The sequence below is a fragment of the Aminobacter sp. AP02 genome (assembly GCF_003148805.1).
GTDB lineage: Bacteria > Pseudomonadota > Alphaproteobacteria > Rhizobiales > Rhizobiaceae > Aminobacter.
Window position 1 is genome coordinate 1 of sequence record NZ_QGGX01000042.1, and the last position, 15,284, is coordinate 15,284.

Annotated in this window: 15 protein-coding genes and 1 pseudogene; 1 reads left to right on the forward strand and 15 read right to left on the reverse strand. The window is 63.3% G+C overall.

From position 1 onward, the window contains the following. The 7 genes and pseudogenes from C8K44_RS26405 to C8K44_RS26435 all read right to left on the reverse strand — a co-directional run. Positions 1-776: pseudogene (locus C8K44_RS26405) on the reverse strand (NAD(P)(+) transhydrogenase (Re/Si-specific) subunit alpha); the annotation flags it as partial. 200 nt (positions 777-976) lie between these two features. Further along, the gene (locus C8K44_RS26410) at positions 977-1,777 is read right to left on the reverse strand and encodes an ABC transporter ATP-binding protein (protein WP_109578734.1); all 801 of its coding nucleotides are present in this window, start codon (positions 1,775-1,777) and stop codon (positions 977-979) included. Between the two features lie 71 nt (positions 1,778-1,848). Next, entirely contained in the window at positions 1,849-2,625 is a 777-nt protein-coding gene (locus tag C8K44_RS26415; RefSeq protein WP_199227217.1) for an ABC transporter permease, read from the reverse strand. 64 nt (positions 2,626-2,689) lie between these two features. Continuing rightward, complete coding sequence (locus C8K44_RS26420; RefSeq protein ID WP_109578736.1) at positions 2,690-3,682, reverse strand: ABC transporter substrate-binding protein; 993 nt, start codon at positions 3,680-3,682, stop codon at positions 2,690-2,692. Positions 3,683-4,037: 355 nt separating this feature from the next. Further along, positions 4,038-5,036: a GTP-binding protein gene (locus C8K44_RS26425; RefSeq protein ID WP_109578737.1), complete on the reverse strand. Its 999-nt coding sequence runs from the start codon at positions 5,034-5,036 to the stop codon at positions 4,038-4,040. A gap of 2 nt (positions 5,037-5,038) precedes the next feature. Next, positions 5,039-5,506: a RidA family protein gene (locus C8K44_RS26430; protein ID WP_109578747.1), complete on the reverse strand. Its 468-nt coding sequence runs from the start codon at positions 5,504-5,506 to the stop codon at positions 5,039-5,041. A gap of 22 nt (positions 5,507-5,528) precedes the next feature. Further along, positions 5,529-6,272: a GntR family transcriptional regulator gene (locus C8K44_RS26435; protein ID WP_109578738.1), complete on the reverse strand. Its 744-nt coding sequence runs from the start codon at positions 6,270-6,272 to the stop codon at positions 5,529-5,531. Between the two features lie 246 nt (positions 6,273-6,518). On the opposite strand from C8K44_RS26435, the gene C8K44_RS26440 reads away from it, so the two are divergent. After that, positions 6,519-7,886 carry a cytosine deaminase gene (locus tag C8K44_RS26440; RefSeq protein ID WP_109578739.1) on the forward strand — a complete coding sequence of 456 codons (1,368 nt, stop codon included), beginning with the start codon at positions 6,519-6,521 and terminating at the stop codon, positions 7,884-7,886. A 76-nt stretch (positions 7,887-7,962) separates the two neighbouring features. Here C8K44_RS26440 and C8K44_RS26445 read toward each other — a convergent pair whose 3' ends face one another. From C8K44_RS26445 to C8K44_RS26480, 8 genes are all read right to left on the reverse strand, one after another. Next, positions 7,963-8,952, reverse strand: a complete 990-nt coding sequence (locus C8K44_RS26445) for an isochorismatase family protein (protein WP_109578740.1) — start codon at positions 8,950-8,952, stop codon at positions 7,963-7,965. Next, complete coding sequence (locus tag C8K44_RS26450) at positions 8,952-9,149, reverse strand: 2-hydroxymuconate tautomerase (protein ID WP_109578741.1); 198 nt, start codon at positions 9,147-9,149, stop codon at positions 8,952-8,954. The genes C8K44_RS26445 and C8K44_RS26450 overlap by 1 nt, the downstream gene beginning before the upstream one ends. 1 nt (position 9,150) lies before the next feature. Next, positions 9,151-9,834, reverse strand: coding sequence for a resolvase (locus C8K44_RS26455; RefSeq protein ID WP_109578742.1), 684 nt, complete (start codon positions 9,832-9,834; stop codon positions 9,151-9,153). Beyond that, the gene (locus C8K44_RS26460) at positions 9,831-11,177 is read right to left on the reverse strand and encodes an amidohydrolase family protein (protein ID WP_109578743.1); all 1,347 of its coding nucleotides are present in this window, start codon (positions 11,175-11,177) and stop codon (positions 9,831-9,833) included. Before C8K44_RS26460 ends, C8K44_RS26455 begins: the two co-directional genes overlap by 4 nt. Beyond that, positions 11,177-12,064, reverse strand: coding sequence for a dipicolinate synthase subunit DpsA (locus tag C8K44_RS26465; RefSeq protein WP_109578744.1), 888 nt, complete (start codon positions 12,062-12,064; stop codon positions 11,177-11,179). Before C8K44_RS26465 ends, C8K44_RS26460 begins: the two co-directional genes overlap by 1 nt. Next, positions 12,061-13,149: an NAD/NADP octopine/nopaline dehydrogenase family protein gene (locus tag C8K44_RS26470; RefSeq protein WP_109578745.1), complete on the reverse strand. Its 1,089-nt coding sequence runs from the start codon at positions 13,147-13,149 to the stop codon at positions 12,061-12,063. The genes C8K44_RS26465 and C8K44_RS26470 overlap by 4 nt, the downstream gene beginning before the upstream one ends. 174 nt (positions 13,150-13,323) lie before the next feature. Continuing rightward, positions 13,324-13,755, reverse strand: coding sequence for a heme-binding protein (locus C8K44_RS26475; protein ID WP_109578746.1), 432 nt, complete (start codon positions 13,753-13,755; stop codon positions 13,324-13,326). A gap of 368 nt (positions 13,756-14,123) precedes the next feature. Beyond that, a partial coding sequence (locus C8K44_RS26480) for a malate synthase G (protein WP_109578748.1) occupies positions 14,124-15,284 on the reverse strand: 1,161 nt, incomplete at its 5' end.

Sequence of the window (15,284 nt, forward strand, 5' to 3'; positions counted from 1 at the left end):
GTGGTGATGACGATGTCTTGCTTGGCGATATGCTCGGCGGTCAGCGCCGCCTGCTTGGCCTGGTATTCCTTGGACATCTCCTTGGCGTAGCCGCCGGCGGTTTCGGCGGCCTTGAACTCCTCGTCCTCGACGGCGAGGAACTTGGCACCGAGCGAGGCCACCTGTTCCTTGACCGCCGGACGCACGTCCGTTGCGGTGACGATCGCGCCCATGCGGCGCGCGGTGGCGATCGCCTGCAGGCCGGCGACGCCGACACCCATGATGAACACTTTCGCCGCCGGAACCGTGCCCGCAGCCGTCATCATCATCGGCAGCGCGCGGTCATATTCGGACGCACCGTCGATCACCGCCTGGTAGCCGGCGAGGTTGGCCTGCGACGACAAAACGTCCATCACCTGGGCACGGGTGATGCGCGGCATGAACTCCATGGCGAACGCCGTCACCCCGGCCTTGGCCATCGCCGCAACCGCGGCGTCATTGCCGTAGGGATCCATCGTGGCAAGCACCGCGGCGCCAGCCTTGTAGCCCTTGAGCTCGGCTTCCGAGGGACGGCGCACCTTCAGCACGACGTCCGCCTTGGCGGCATCGGCCGCCTTGCCGATCCTGGCCCCGACAGCGGCGTACTCGGCGTCGGGAATGCGCGACAAGGTGCCAGCACCGGTCTCCACAACCACCTCAAAACCAAGCCCCACCAGCCGTTTCACCGTCTCCGGTGAAGCGCCAACGCGGCTCTCGATCAACTCAAGTTCTTTGGGTATGAAAATGGATCCGGACATCCGGGTTCTCCGCGCAAATATTCGTCCGCCGGGGAACATCCCGGCGGCGCTCATGCTGTTATTGTCTTATTTCCTGATTTGAAGGATCGGCCAAACCGACTACATCGCCACGCGGCCACCTGGACGCGCAAAGGGCGCTGTAGACCTCTGAATTGGGGATGATCCTTTCGAAAATCGGTCCCGATTTTCGCGGCCATGTACTAGTGAGCGACGAGGATGCCCTTGGCTTCGAAGATCGCCCGGATCTGCCGGACATAGGCGTGATAGTCCTTGTCCTCGTGGGTCTTGCTCCACTGGCGCGGACGCGGCAGGTCGATCTTGAGGTCGAGGTCGACGCGGCCCGGGCGTGGCGACATGACCAGCACGCGGTCGGCGAGGAACACCGCCTCGTCGATGCCATGGGTGATGAACAGCACCGTGTTGCGCAGGCGAAGCCACATTGACTGCAGATCCATGATCATCTGTTCGCGCGTCAGCGCGTCGAGCGCGCCGAAAGGCTCATCCATCAACAGCAGGCCGGGCTCCTGGATCAGCGCCCGGCAGATCGCCACGCGCTGGCGCATGCCGCCTGAAAGCTCCGAAGGATACTTGTTGCCGAAGCCTTCGAGCCCGACCTGGGCCAGCAGTTCCTCGGCGCGCGCGCGATACTTCGCGACGTCAAGCTTCTTGATCTCGATCGGCAGCAGGATGTTATCCAGAACGGTGCGCCAGTAGAGCAGAAGGTCGGACTGGAAAACGACGCCGGTCTTCGGATGCGGCCTGCTGACGCCGTCACCGTCAATGGCGATGCTGCCGGTGGAGGCAGGCGTCAATCCGGCGAGAAGCGAAAGCAGCGTACTCTTGCCGCAACCGCTGGGACCGACGACGGCTACGAAGCTGCCGGGCTCGATCTTGAGATCGATCTTGTCGAGGGCAAGGACGTCATCGTCCTCGCGAGTCTTGTAGACCTTGGAAAGCCGCGAAATGTCGACCGCCGCGCCCATCTGGGTAGTGGCACTCATGGGATTGCCTCACTGAACCTGTTTTCGGTTGCTGGCCGCGGTAGCGGCCGGCTGATTGCTTGGTGGCCTGACTATTTGGCGGCGTCGCGCTTGTAGGTAACGCGGGATTCGATGGTGTCGATGATGAAGTAGAGCATCACGCCAAGCCCGGAGATCGTCACCACCGTGGCGAAGTTGAGCGTCGTGTCGAACAAGGAGTTGGCCTGGAGCTGCAGGTAGCCAAGGCCGCGTTCGGCGGCGACATACTCGCCGATGACGGCGCCGATGACGGCAAGCGATACCGCAACCTTGAAGCCGCCGAAGATGTTTGGCAGCGCTGCCGGCAGGCGGACCTTGAAGAAGGTCTGCCATTCGCTTGCCCCCATCGAGCGGACGAGGTTGACCAAGTTCTTGTCGAGCGATTGCAGACCGACGACTGTCGAGATGACGATCGGGAAGAACGAGATCAGGAACGCCAGCGTGATCTTGGGCGCCCAGCCATAGCCGAGATAGAGCACCAGCAGCGGCGCCAGCGCCACCTTGGGCACCGTCTGCAAGGCAACCAGGATCGGATAGATGGCGCGCTCGAAGGCGCGGGAATAGAAGATCGACAGCGCCAGCGGGATGCCGATCAGCACGCCCATGGCAAAACCAGCGACCACTTCGAACAGTGTGACATAGGCATGGGAGGCGAGCAGCGGCAGCTCGTTGACGATCCGCGTGGCAATAGCCAGCGGCGTCGGCAGGACGAACTCCGAAAGGCCCGACAAGGGAACCAGAATCTGCCAGGCACCAAGCAGCACCGTCGCGAGGATAAGCGCCGAGTAGCGCTCTAGCCAAGGGCCCCGCGATTTCTTCTTGCTGCTCATATTCTTGCCTTGGTTCTTCTGCGCCTGACCGGCGCCGATTACATCCGTGCTCGCCACCGTAGCCTCACTGCGTCAGAAGTTCATTTGTATAAAAGGACGACAATGGCTTGGCCTCGCCAATCTCGTCCACGCTGCCGATCAGCTTGAGCGAGTCGGCAATTGCCTTTTCGTCGACCCAGCCGGTCGGCTTGCCACTTGGCGAATGGATCGATGCCGAGGTTGCCTCTATCTGCTGCTGGATGACCTTGTCCGAAGGTCCGCCCTGCCACACCGTCTTCAATGCCGCAGTCGCCGCAACTGGGTCAGAACGCGTCATCTCGATCGCCTTGGAGTTGGCGGCGAGGAAGCTCTTGAGTGCAGCGCCCTTTTTTTCGATGCCGTCATTGCTGGCGACCACCGCCATGCCGGGCACGGCCAGGCCGAACTCCGTCAGGTCAAGCGTCGGGAATTTCTGGCCGGTCTTGTCTTCGAGCACCGGCAAATCGTTGGTCTTGTAGACGCTGACCACGTCGACCTGCTTCTGCAGGAACTGCGGCACGCGCGACTGCGAGTCCATCTGCACCTTGGAGACCTTGCCGCAGTCAATCTTGTTGATCTCGCAGAAGGCGCCGAGATAGGACGTGCCGGTCTCGCCGACGGCGTGCGCGATGGTCTTGCCCTCGAGATCCTTGGGCGTATTCACCGCCTTGTCTGGATGCGAGATCAACGCAATCGGCGACTCCGGCTGATAGAGTGCAATGATCTTGACCGGCATGCCCTTCTGGATCGCCGAAATGGCAAAGATGCCGGGCAGGATGACGGCGTCCTCCTGGCCCTGGATCAGCGAGCCGAGTGCGGCCTGCGAGCCAGCACCTTCGCCGAGTTTCAGCGTCACGCCGGCGTCCTTGTAGAGACCTTTTTCCTCGCCGAGATAAAAGAAGCCGTATTCGCCCTTCAGCTTCCAGCTGAAGCGGACGTTGACGTCTTCTGCCATGGCGCTGTGGCTGGCTAGAACGGTGGCGACCGCGGCTGTGGCAATGAGCGCCGTGCCGCGAATGAGACCTGTGGCGTACAACATTTCTCTCCTCCCTATCGAGCACCTTGCGGGCGCCCCTATGGCCCGAAGGCCTGCCTCTCTCCCCCGAACAAGGCGCGACAGCTCAAGCTCTCAATCCTCATTCTTGATCTCATAGTGTGATCACATTTGTCCTTTGTCAAGCGACGAATCCGATCTCGCCTCTAACAAATGCCGTCCCTCCCCGCTGGCCTGGCGCAGCCCAGGCGAGCCGCCCCGCAAGCATCGGAAATCGTTTCGGGATTCGCCACGCGTCGCGACGTCGCGACCAGGTCTCGGCGGCCGCGGCACGGGCTGTCGCCATGGCCGACACAAAAAACATTTGGGTAAAGACACACAGCGACGCGGTTTCGGTCCGTCAGTGTGCCGCTGCGAAAGTGCTCGGAATAGAATTCTCGATCGCCGTGCGGCTGAGGTTGCGCGCGATGAAAACCAACCAGCCCCGCGGCATGCCTTCGGGCCATTGCGCGAGATATTCGGGCGGATAGACGACATGCTGGACACCGTGGATGACCACGGGCCGCGGGTCGCCCCTGACCGGCAGCAGGCCTTTCACGCGCAGGATCGATTGCCCACGACCGGCTAAAAGAAGCTCGAGCCAGTCGACGAAGGCCGGCCAGTCGACGTCCCTGTCGATTTCCACGGTGAAGGTTTCGATGCCATCGCTGTGCCTGCCAGCCATCGGGGTATCGGCCATTTCGAAATGGCGCGGCTGCCAGGTCTCGTCATGGTCAAAGATGTCGGTCGCATTGGGCATGCTGGCGCGGCTCGAAACGAGTTGCCGCACCTGCGGATTGACCTTGCCAACATCCTGACCAAGGGCGTCGAGCCGCCAGGGTTCGACGAGATCCGACTTGGTGATCACCACGCAATCGGCAAGCGCCACTTGCTGGACCGCCTCGGCAAAGTTGGCGATCGAGTTGGCGCCGCTGACGCCATCGACGGTGGCAACGATACTGCCCGCGCGATAGCCACGGCGGAGCTTGAGATCGCTCATCACCGCCTGCATGATCGGCGCGGGGTCGGCGAGGCCCGTGGTTTCAACCACGACCCGGCGGAACGGCGCCACCTCGCCACGACGGACCATCGCCAGAAGGTCCGCAAGGGTGGAAACGAGATCATCGCGCACGGCACAGCACAGACAGCCCGACGACAGCAAAACCGCGTCCTCGGACACTTCCCGCACCAGCAGGTGGTCGAGCCCGACTTCGCCAAACTCGTTGATGATCACGGCGGTATCGGCAAGATCCGGCTCGCCGAGCAGATGCCTGAGAAATGTCGTCTTGCCGCTGCCGAGGAAGCCGGTCAGTACATGGACCGGGATTCTCTCGTCGATCGTGGAAGCGGCAGGCAGCACGGTCAGTTGACCTCGAAGATGGCGTCGATTTCGACCGGGACGTTGCGCGGCAGCGAATAGCAGCCCACTGCAGCGCGGGCATGGCGTCCGGCCTCGCCGAACACCTCGACCATCAGGTCTGAGGCGCCGTTGATGACCTTGGGATGATCCTTGAAGTCGGGCTCAGCATTGACGAAGCCGCCGAGGCGGATGACGCCGACGACACGGTCGAGATCGCCGTCCAGCGCCTGCTTGAGCTGGGCCAGGATGTTGACCGCGCAGAGCCGGGCGGCAGCCTGGCCTTCCTCAATGGTGTAGTCGGAGCCGAGCTTGCCCGTGAACTTGTCCTTGCCACCCTCGGCGGGAACCTGTCCCGAAACATAGACTTGATTGCCCAGTCGGCGAGCCGGCACGTAGTTGGCGGCGGGTGCTACGGTAGCCGGCAGGCTGATGCCCAGGCGCGCGAGATTTTGTTCAGCCCTGCTGGCCATGGCGAGATCCTCCCAGATCATTTCAATAGTCGAATTGCAGTTCGGGCCCTTGGGCGAAGGGCAGTTCGATGCCTTGCGAACCGGCGACGCTGAGCAGCGCCTTGCAGGTGGTGCGGATGTCGTGGACGATGCCCTTCTTGGCGGAAGCGGAATTGCCTTCCTTCAGCGCGGCAAGGATGTCCTCGTGGTCCGAAGCGTTCCACGGCATCGAGGGGATGAGCAGCGACATGTACATTGTCGGGCCGAACTGCAGCCACAGCGACTCGATCAGCGGCATCAGCACTTCGGAATCTGCCGCCTCGTAGAGCGTGAAGTGGAATTTCTGGTTGAACGACAGGCAATTCAGGATGTCGCGCTTTTCGATCGCCACGAGCAATTGCTTGTTGATCGCGGTAAGTTCGCTGACCAGCTCCGGGGTCGCCTTTTTCGCCGCGAGTTCGGCGGCCATGCCTTCCAGCATCTCGCGCACCGCAAACAGGTCGCTGAGTTTCTCCGGGCTCAGCCTGGGAACGCGTACCGAGCCTCCCTTGGTTTCCTCGAGCGCGTTGGCTGCCACAAGGCGGCTCAGCACTTCGCGTACCGGCATCGGGCTGGTGCCGAAACCTGCCGCCAGCTTGCGCAGGCTCATCACCTGGCCGGGCAGGAAAGCGCCGACCATCAGGCCGCGGCGCATGTAGCGCAGCACATGACCATGCACATGGCCACGCTCCTTCTTGGGCGCTTCATTGCCGCCGTTGCTGGCGTCCTCTGTCTTGTCTATGCGCATTCTGCTTCTCCGCCTCTCGCAAGGTTCCTCAAGTATTGCGCTGTACGAGGAACGGCGTCTGGCGGCGATCATGCCGTAGACAGGCGCCGGCCGGGGGCAGAAGTTGACAGGCCGCAATCTGTGATCTCATATTGTGATCAATAAATGAACTTTGCCGAAACGGCAACCTCTAACTGCCCTGCCGTTCTGCTGAGAATGCCACGCCGCCCGACCCGCCGTCACACCCGTTTGCCTGGAGACCCGTCCATGAACGCACCCGCCCTCGATCAGCCCACTCTGCGCGACCGGATTGCGGAAGGCGCAAAGCTGGGCCGGTATGTCTTGCGCAACGTGCGCCTCAACGGTGCAGTGACAAGAACCGGTGCCATCGACGCCGTAGGGTTCTTTCTCGCTGACGTGACAGTAGAGCACGGCAGGATATCGGCAACAACTCCTGCGCGCAGCCGTTCCAGCGAAACAAGCAGCGGCGATGCGATTTCCATCGATGGTGGCGGCCGTGTTGTGCTGCCTGCATTCGTCGACTGCCACACCCATCTCGACAAGGGCCATATCCTGCCGCGCACGTCGGCGACGAATGGCACCTTCGAGGGAGCGCTGGCGGCGACGCGCGCCGACCGGACGGCGAACTGGTCGTCCCGGGACGTCACGATGCGCATGGAGTTCGCCCTTCGCTCGGCGCTCCACTACGGCACGGCGGCGATCCGCACCCATATAGACTCGCAGCCGCCGCAGGACGACATTTCCTGGCCGGTTTTCATGGAACTCAGGCAACAATGGCTTGGCCGCATCGACCTACAGGCGTCGTGCCTGTTTCCCATCGACATGGCCCGCGACGATGCCAATCTCAACCAGATCGCAAGGCGCGTTGCGAGTGCAGGCGGCACGCTTGGAGCAGTGGCCTATCCCACGCCCGACATCGACCACCTGCTCGACCGCATGTTCCAGGCGGCTTCGAAGCACGGCCTGGACCTCGATTTCCACGCCGACGAAACGGCCGATCCCAAGGCCGACGCCTTGCGCCGCATCGGAGAGGCCAAGCTGCGCGCGTCCTTCACTGGCAAAGTGCTGGTCGGCCATTGCTGTTCGCTGGCTATGCAGGAGGCTTCTGCAGTCGATGCCACGCTTGACAAGGTGGCAACAGCTGGCATCGCCGTCGTGTCGCTGCCGACCTGCAATCTCTACCTGCAGGACCGCCGAAAGGACGGTACGACGCCGAGGTGGCGCGGCGTGACCTTGCTGCACGAGATGAAGCAGCGCGGCATCCGGGTGGCGCTCGCCTCCGACAACACACGCGACCCGTTCCATTCTTATGGCGATCTCGACATGCTCGACACGTTCCGCCTGGGCACGCGGATACTGCATCTCGATCACCCGACCGGCGACTGGATTAGGGCAGTGACGACAACTCCGGCTGAGATCATGGGTCTCGATGCCAAGGGCAGTATCGCCGAGGGACAGCCGGCCGACTTCATACTGTTCGAAGGCCGCAACTGGTCCGAAGTTTTATCCCGCGCGGAAAGCAACCGCATCGTCATCCGCGATGGTGCGCCCCTTGCCACCTCCCTGCCCGCCTATGCCGATCTCGACGCGCTTGAGGGTTTGTCGGTCGATTGAGCCGGAATGAAATCACCAAGCAAAAAGGGCCGCCGGAAGCCGGCGGCCCTTTTCATTTTGGCATCAGCCCACAGGGTCAGGCGGTCGCGCCAACCTGGTAGAGTTCGACCTTGGTGCCGTCGGGGTCTGCGATATAGATCGTCAGGCCATAGGGTCCGTCATGCAGGTCGGTGAAGTACTTCACGCCGGCCTTCTTCAGCCTGGCATCCATGGCGCGCACGTCGTTGACCTCAAACGCGATGTGGTCGAGCTGGCGATGGTCAGAGGCCTTGCCGTGGATCAGGGCGATGCCCTGATGGAAGGCGGTAAACGGACGGCCATCGGCCAGGGGCTTGGCCGGGCGGATCGTGAAGCCAAGCTGATTGGTGTAGAACGCCACCGACGTGTCGATGTCGTTGACCATGATCAGCTGGTGGCCATAGTTGGTGACGCGCGGCTTGACCTGCTCGCCGATCCAGTCGAGCACCTCGGACGACTGGGCGATCTCGCAGAAATACTGCTTCCACACCTGCTTGGCGGTAGCTTCCCACTCGGCATTGACGCCCGACACGCAATCGTCGACGGCAATCACATCGAGGTCACGCAGATAGGCTTCGCGGATCGAGGTCTCGACACAGGCATTGGTGGTGGCGCCGGTGACGAACAGATGCTGGGTGCCGAGCATCTTCAGCATCATTTCGAGACGCGTCTCGTAGAAGGCGCCGAAGCGGTGCTTGCGGATGACGAAGGCCGGGTCGAAATCGGCCAATGGCTTCAGCTCGTCGATGATCTGCTCGTCCCAGCTGCCGGCCAGCGCCGACACCTGCTTGCGCCGGGCGGTGTGGCCCAGCAGCTTCTTCTTGGCGCGGTTGTGGTCGATGGCAAAGTGTTCCTGCATCGTCCAGATGACGGGAATGCCGGTGTCCTGGCAGCGCTTGATCAGCTTGGCCAGCGGCGGCACGATCGACGACAGGCGCTTGGTGTCGACGCCGGAAACGCCGAGCGTGCCCTTCTCGTGGATGAACGCGTTCTGAAGGTCGATGACCAGCAGCGCCGACTTGCGGTAGTCGAGAACGTCGAGACCCATCACTTATGCTCCACCATGTCGATGCCGAGCACGCCGCCGCGGCCCCAGCTGTCCTTGGGCGTCTCATGGATCACCACATGCAGGTGATCGGGCTTGCAGGCGGCCTCATCGACCATGGCCTTGGTGATGGCTTTCACCAGGTTGCGCTTCTGTTCGACAGTGCGCCCCTCCCACATCTCTACGACGACGAACGGCATGTTATTTCTCCTCTCTTTCGCTGGGCCTGGCGCCGGAGGCCCAGACGGGCACGGCGGGCGCAAAGCCCGAAACCAGATCGTTGTTTGCCCGGTCGATGCCCGAGAGCAGCCACAGCGGGCGGTTGGAATAGTTGACCAGCACCTGCTCTTCCATGCAGGCGCGGTTGGCTGGATGGTTTGGATCGCGCTCGAACCGGCTCGTCGCCGGCATCAGCCTGACGACATAGAGCGGCTCCGAAAGATCAAAGTCGGCAAGCGCATCGAGGCTCATCTCCCCCAGCCTGCTGGCCCTGACCAAAAGCTCGTCCCTGTTGACGGCCACCAGCACCACGGCACCCGCCAGCGGCGAGACCGGCCAGTAGCGGCCCTCGCAGCCCTCGCTAAGAAACTCGCCGTAACGGCTGGCCTCGGCGAACAGCTCGCTGTCCCACAGAATGACATCGGGCCCGATGATTTTCCGCGCGGCATCGACGACAAGATCGCTTTCGCACAGGTCGAGAAAGCTCCACGGGTCGGTCAGGCCGAGACAATGGCCCCATGGATTGTGGATCCCCGACAGTCGCTCCTGGCGGATCGCGTCCTTGCGGGCGACGATCCTGGCGATCGCCTCGCGCACCGGCAGACGCGCCGGTATCAGCGAGATGCGACCGGCCAGGTCGAGGTGGTCGGAGACCCCTTGGGTCATGACGGCACCGTCACGCAGCGGCCGCGGCCATAATGGCTCTCGGCGACCACGCCATTTTCGTAAACCACGTCGCCGCGCGCCACGGTCATCACCGGCCAGCCCTTCAGCTTCCAGCCTTCATAGATGCAGGTGCCCTTGCCGGTGTGGGTGACCGTGCGCTCCTCGTCGAGGTCAACCAGCACGAGGTCGGCGTCGAACCCGACATCGATGTGGCCCTTGCGCGGCCACAGGCCAAAGCGCCGCGCCGGATTGAACGAATTGAGCTCGACCAGGCGGCTCAGCGGCAGGCCGCGCCGGTGCACGCCGAAATGCAGCATCAGCGACAGCTCCCACGGGAAGCTGACGACACCGGGGAACTCGGTCCACAGGTCCTCGAGCTTCTTGGGCAGGAACGGCACGTGGTCGGTGCCAAGGCTGTAGACCGAGCCGTTGAGCATACCGGCCCACAGGCCTTCGAGTTCGTTGCGGTCGCGCAGCGGCGGCGAGATCTTGGCGCGCATGTCCAGGTCCTCATCGTAGCAGGTGCGCGTCAGGTAATGCGGGCAGGTCTCGACGGTGACATGCACCCCGCGCGCCTGCGCCTCAGCGGCCAGTACCGGGCCCATGCCGACCGAAGTGTGTACAAGATGCAGCGAACAGCCGGTCTTTTCGGCCAAGAAGATCATGCGCCGGATGGTTTCGACCTCGCAGAAGGCGGGGCGCGATTCCGTGTAGGCGCCGAGATCCTGGCGGCCAGTCGCGGCGATCTCCTTCTTGATCCACGAGGCGATCTGGGTATTTTCGCAGTGCACGTTGATCACCGCGCCCGGGATCTTCGACAGGGTGCGCATCGCCGCATAAACCCAGCCGTCCGTCGCCGGCACGATGCCGATCGGATTGTCGGGCTCGTAGCCGAAATAGCATTTGAATGACTTCACGCCGGTCTTGGCGACGATCTCGGGAATCTCGGCGATGTGTTCTTCGCGCTGGATGCCGAAGTGAAAGCCGAAGTCGATGACCGCGTTCTCCTCGCCCAGCGCCTTCCGCTCCTCGTAGAACGGCAGATAAGATTCCTTGAGGTTGCGGATGTAGAGCAGTGCCGTGGTAACGCCGCCGGAAGCAGCCGCCGCCGTCTCGGTGCGCATGTCCTCGGGGTAAGGGAATTTCACGCCGAGATGGCAATGCGGGTCGATCAGGCCCGGCATCAGCACCTTGCCCTTAGCATCGATGGTGCGGACAGCATCGGGCAACACCTCGTCGGCACCGGTCAGCACGATCTTGCCGTCCTTGACCGCCACGCCGCCATGGTATTCGCCGTCGTGGCGAACCACCCGCGCGTTCTTGATGACCAGATCTGCCTTCATCACTTCTGCTCCAATATGCCTTCGATGCGCCTTGAAATGCCGCTCCACTGGCTGCGGCCGACCGTGATCGGCGCGCGCGCGCCCATTCCACGCGCCCAGATCGCCTTGAGCCCGAGTTCAGCGGCAGCGTCACGGTCGATGGTGCCGGGCGGAGCCGCGACGTCGACCAGCAGCGCATGCTTGGGCAACAGCTTCAGCTGGTCGCGATCGAGCAGGCGCTTCGGCACGCTGCCGATGACAATGTCCATCTTCGGCAGGTATTCAGGCAGCTCTTCGAGCGTCAGCGATTCAGCCCCAGCCGCATAAGCCGCCGCGCGCTGCACCGGGTTGCGCGCCGCGACATGGACATGGGCGCCAAGCGCGACCAGCGTGTTGGTCAAAAGCGAACCGATGGTGCCCTGCCCGACCAGGCAGATATTCGACTTGTGGATGGTAATCTGGGTGTTCTCGATGATCACCTTGAGCACTCCCTCGACGATCGCCGGGCCGCGCAGCAGCATCAGGTCGACGTCCCACTCATACTCATGCAGCGTGATGCCGAGCTCGGCGCAATGGCCCTTCAGGTTGGCGTCGGCCCAGCCGAGGATGATGTGTCCCGGCTTGCGCATGCCTTCCAGCATCTCGCGTGTCGGGATGATCTTTTCCGGGCATTTCGGCGCAAACAGCGCGCCTTCCGCCGTGATGCCGGGGATCGGGAACAGCGCGATGTCGGCGCCCTTCAAGGCGTCGGCGGCATCCCTGGCGTGGTAGACACCCTCGATGCCCTCTTCCGGCCAGGGGAAGCCGTAGGCGCGGACGGTTGCACCGGCACGAACGGCGCAGCGGGCGATTTCCTGTTCGCGGGCGTCGCCGGCAACGACGGCGATGACTGTGTTGTTCCAGCTCATTTCGCCCTCACCTTCTCGATGACCTGATCTCTCGACATGCCGGCGATGCCCATCGCCTCGGCGGTGCGGCCGCCCTTGCGGTAGTCAGTGCCGACGGCGATCTGCGCCAGGCTGTAGAGCGAATGCGCCACAGGCGTGTCAACGCCTGCGATCCGGGCGAATTCGAGGAACGGCAAAAGCCCGTGGCCGAAATCCTCCTTGTAGTAGCGATACTCCAGCGAATCCGGGCCCTTGATGCGCTTGTTGGCCTCGCCACCCGCGATCGCGGCGCGGAAATCACTGGTGTCGGTCACATCGGCCTCGACGGTACCGAGCAGTTTCATCTCTTCGACCAGATTGGGCAGATCATGCCCGAAGGCCCTGGCGACCGCCAGACGCTCGTCGTCGAGCTGCTTCATGATGCGGGCGACGCCCGGTGTCATGGCGTCGACATAGAAGGTGAAGTTGCCGCCGGTCGCCTCGACCCAGGCCGCCGCAAGCACTGCAGCCGGCGGATGCAGGACCATGTTGACGTTGGACAGGTCCGAGGCGATCACGTCGGCGACCGGGGTCAGGCCGGGATAAAGCTTGCCGGCGATCTCCAGCACCTCGGCGCCGCCCTTGAGCGCTGCCGCCTTCAGCTGCTTGGCGCGGCCGGACACCGTGACGCCGTCGGGACGATACTTGCGCGCGACATAGGTCAGCGTCGAGAACTCGACGACCGGGGGCGCTGAACGGCCAGTGCGCGAAAACGTTTCGGCGAATTCGAGCGCACCGCCGGTGTGGCCGGGATTGAGCACGACCGGCTTGCCCGACGGCCAGCCGGCTGCGGCAAGCGCCGAAGCGATTGCCGAATGCGAAAAGGTCGGCAACACGACGACGGCGACGTCGACGCCATCGATGGCCGCCTTGAGATCGGTGGTAATCAGGGCGGGCTTGGCCACGCCCTCGCCGAGCTTGCCCTCATAGGCGACGCCGCCCAGCTTGATGTGCGGCTCCAGCGTCTCCGCCGACCGCGCCCAGAAATGCACGTCGTGACCGGCCTGGACCAACTCTGCGACCGAGGCTGCACCGCCCGCACCCGCGCCTAATACTGCAACTTTCATTCTCTCCTCCGGGGATCGAAACGCGGCGATTCGAACCGCGCGCCCTCAAGCGCCATGGTGTCGCGGACTGGTTTCCTCCCGAGCCCACGTGCCGACCTGATTGGCATCAATCAATTTGATCACACTTTATGATCACAGCTGAAATTGTCAAGCGGAAGAATGCGCTTCCGCTGTTCAAGCCGCCTGATGCCTGGGGCCTGCGGCCTCGATGCCGGCGATGGCGGCGAGTTCGTCATTGTCGGACGTATCGCCGGTGATGCCGACAGCGCCGATGAGCTTGCCAGTTGCGTCGCGGATCAGCACGCCGCCCGGCACCGGCACGATGCGGCCACCGGAGACGGCATTGAGCCCATCCATGAAGTGCGGACGCTCCTTCGCCGTCTGGTCGAGCCAACGCGACCCCATGCCGACGGCGAGCGCACCATAAGCCTTGCCGGAGGCAATCTCGTAGCGCAGCATCGACGCGCCATCCTGCTTCTGGAACGCCTTGAGGTGGCCGCCTGCGTCGAGGACGGCGACGGTGAGAGGCTTCAACTTGGCGTCCGCGCCCTTGGCTAGGGCGGCGGCGATGACCGTGTTGGCGGCGGCGAGAGTGAGGTCTGTCACGTCTTCTCCTTGGGGTTGGTGTGTGAATGTCTCGGTGGCCGGCGACGATGATAAATTGAAACGGAAGTCCCCCAGCCCTCCCCACAAGGGGGAGGGTCAGGGGTGGGGGTATCCATTGCAAACTCGCCCTGCCCCTCATCCGCCTGCCGGCACCTTCTCCCCGTAATGACGGGGAGAAGGGACAAGCGCGCCGTTGCCGCCCTCTCTTCGGTTGCCGCCATCACTTCAGATGACGTGAGAGGACCAGATTCAACGCCGATGGCCCTCTTCAGATAGAAGACAAGCTCGACGCTGACGTCCCCCTCTCCCCGTCCTTCACGGGGAGAGGGTAAGGGTGAGGGGCAGATGCAGTGTGCCGCCCTCGCCGGTTAGCCGCGGCGGCGCTTCGCCTTGAGCTCGAGCCTGCGCTTGTGGAGCACCGGTTCGGTGTAGCCGTTGGGTTGGGCGCGGCCTTCGAAGACGAGATCGCAGGCGGCGCGGAAGGCGGTCGACTGATCGAACTCGGGCGCCATCGGCTGGTAGAGCGGATCGCCGACATTCTGGCGGTCGACGATCGCTGCCATGCGCTGCAAGGAATCCATCACCTGGATGTGCGAGCACACGTCATGGCGCAGCCAGTTGGCGATGTGCTGGGAGGAGATGCGCAAGGTGGCGCGGTCTTCCATCAGGCCGACGTCGTTGATGTCGGGCACCTTCGAGCAGCCGACGCCCTGGTCGATCCAGCGCACGACGTAGCCCAGGATGCCCTGCGCATTGTTGTCGAGTTCGCGCTGGATCTCGTCGGGCGTCCAGTTGGGACGGACAACGACAGGCACCGACAGGATGTCGTCGAGCCGCGCCTTGGGGCGGCTTTTCAGCTGGTCCTGGACGGCGAACACGTCGACCTTGTGATAGTGGGTGGCATGCAGCGTCGCTGCCGTCGGCGACGGCACCCAGGCGGTGTTGGCGCCGGCTTTCGGGTGCGCGATCTTCTGCTCCAGCATCGCTGCCATCAAATCGGGCATCGCCCACATGCCCTTGCCGATCTGGGCATGGCCTGACAATCCGCATTCAAGCCCGGTGTCGACGTTCCAGGCCTCATAGGCATTGATCCATGGCGCCTGCTTCATGTCGCCCTTGCGTACCATCGGACCCGCCTCCATCGAGGTGTGGATCTCGTCGCCGGTGCGGTCGAGGAAGCCGGTGTTGATGAACACCACGCGTTCCTTGGCGGCACGGATGCATTCCTTGAGGTTGACGGTGGTGCGCCGCTCCTCGTCCATGATGCCCATCTTGATGGTCTTGCGCGGCATGCCGACAAGGCGCTCGACGCGGTCGAAGATCTCGACCGCGAAGGCGACTTCTTCGGGGCCGTGCATCTTCGGCTTGACCACATACATCGAACCGGCACGGGAGTTCATGCGGCGGCCGTTCTGACCGACATCGTGCAGGGCAATGAGTGCCGTGATCGCCGCGTCCATGATGCCCTCGGGCACTTCATAACCGTCGCGGTCGAGGATCGCCGGGTTGGTCATCAGGTGGCCGACATT

What these genes read in the sequence shown, in the direction of transcription:
- C8K44_RS26410 (WP_109578734.1), bottom strand. Translation starts at nt 1,777, where the DNA reads ATGAGTGCCACTACCCAGATGGGCGCGGCGGTCGACATTTCGCGGCTT.
- C8K44_RS26415 (WP_199227217.1), bottom strand. Translation starts at nt 2,625, where the DNA reads ATGAGCAGCAAGAAGAAATCGCGGGGCCCTTGGCTAGAGCGCTACTCG.
- C8K44_RS26420 (WP_109578736.1), bottom strand. Translation starts at nt 3,682, where the DNA reads ATGTTGTACGCCACAGGTCTCATTCGCGGCACGGCGCTCATTGCCACA.
- C8K44_RS26430 (WP_109578747.1), bottom strand. Translation starts at nt 5,506, where the DNA reads ATGGCCAGCAGGGCTGAACAAAATCTCGCGCGCCTGGGCATCAGCCTG.
- C8K44_RS26435 (WP_109578738.1), bottom strand. Translation starts at nt 6,272, where the DNA reads ATGCGCATAGACAAGACAGAGGACGCCAGCAACGGCGGCAATGAAGCG.
- C8K44_RS26440 (WP_109578739.1), top strand. Translation starts at nt 6,519, where the DNA reads ATGAACGCACCCGCCCTCGATCAGCCCACTCTGCGCGACCGGATTGCG.
- C8K44_RS26445 (WP_109578740.1), bottom strand. Translation starts at nt 8,952, where the DNA reads ATGGGTCTCGACGTTCTCGACTACCGCAAGTCGGCGCTGCTGGTCATC.
- C8K44_RS26450 (WP_109578741.1), bottom strand. Translation starts at nt 9,149, where the DNA reads ATGCCGTTCGTCGTCGTAGAGATGTGGGAGGGGCGCACTGTCGAACAG.
- C8K44_RS26455 (WP_109578742.1), bottom strand. Translation starts at nt 9,834, where the DNA reads ATGACCCAAGGGGTCTCCGACCACCTCGACCTGGCCGGTCGCATCTCG.
- C8K44_RS26460 (WP_109578743.1), bottom strand. Translation starts at nt 11,177, where the DNA reads ATGAAGGCAGATCTGGTCATCAAGAACGCGCGGGTGGTTCGCCACGAC.
- C8K44_RS26465 (WP_109578744.1), bottom strand. Translation starts at nt 12,064, where the DNA reads ATGAGCTGGAACAACACAGTCATCGCCGTCGTTGCCGGCGACGCCCGC.
- C8K44_RS26470 (WP_109578745.1), bottom strand. Translation starts at nt 13,149, where the DNA reads ATGAAAGTTGCAGTATTAGGCGCGGGTGCGGGCGGTGCAGCCTCGGTC.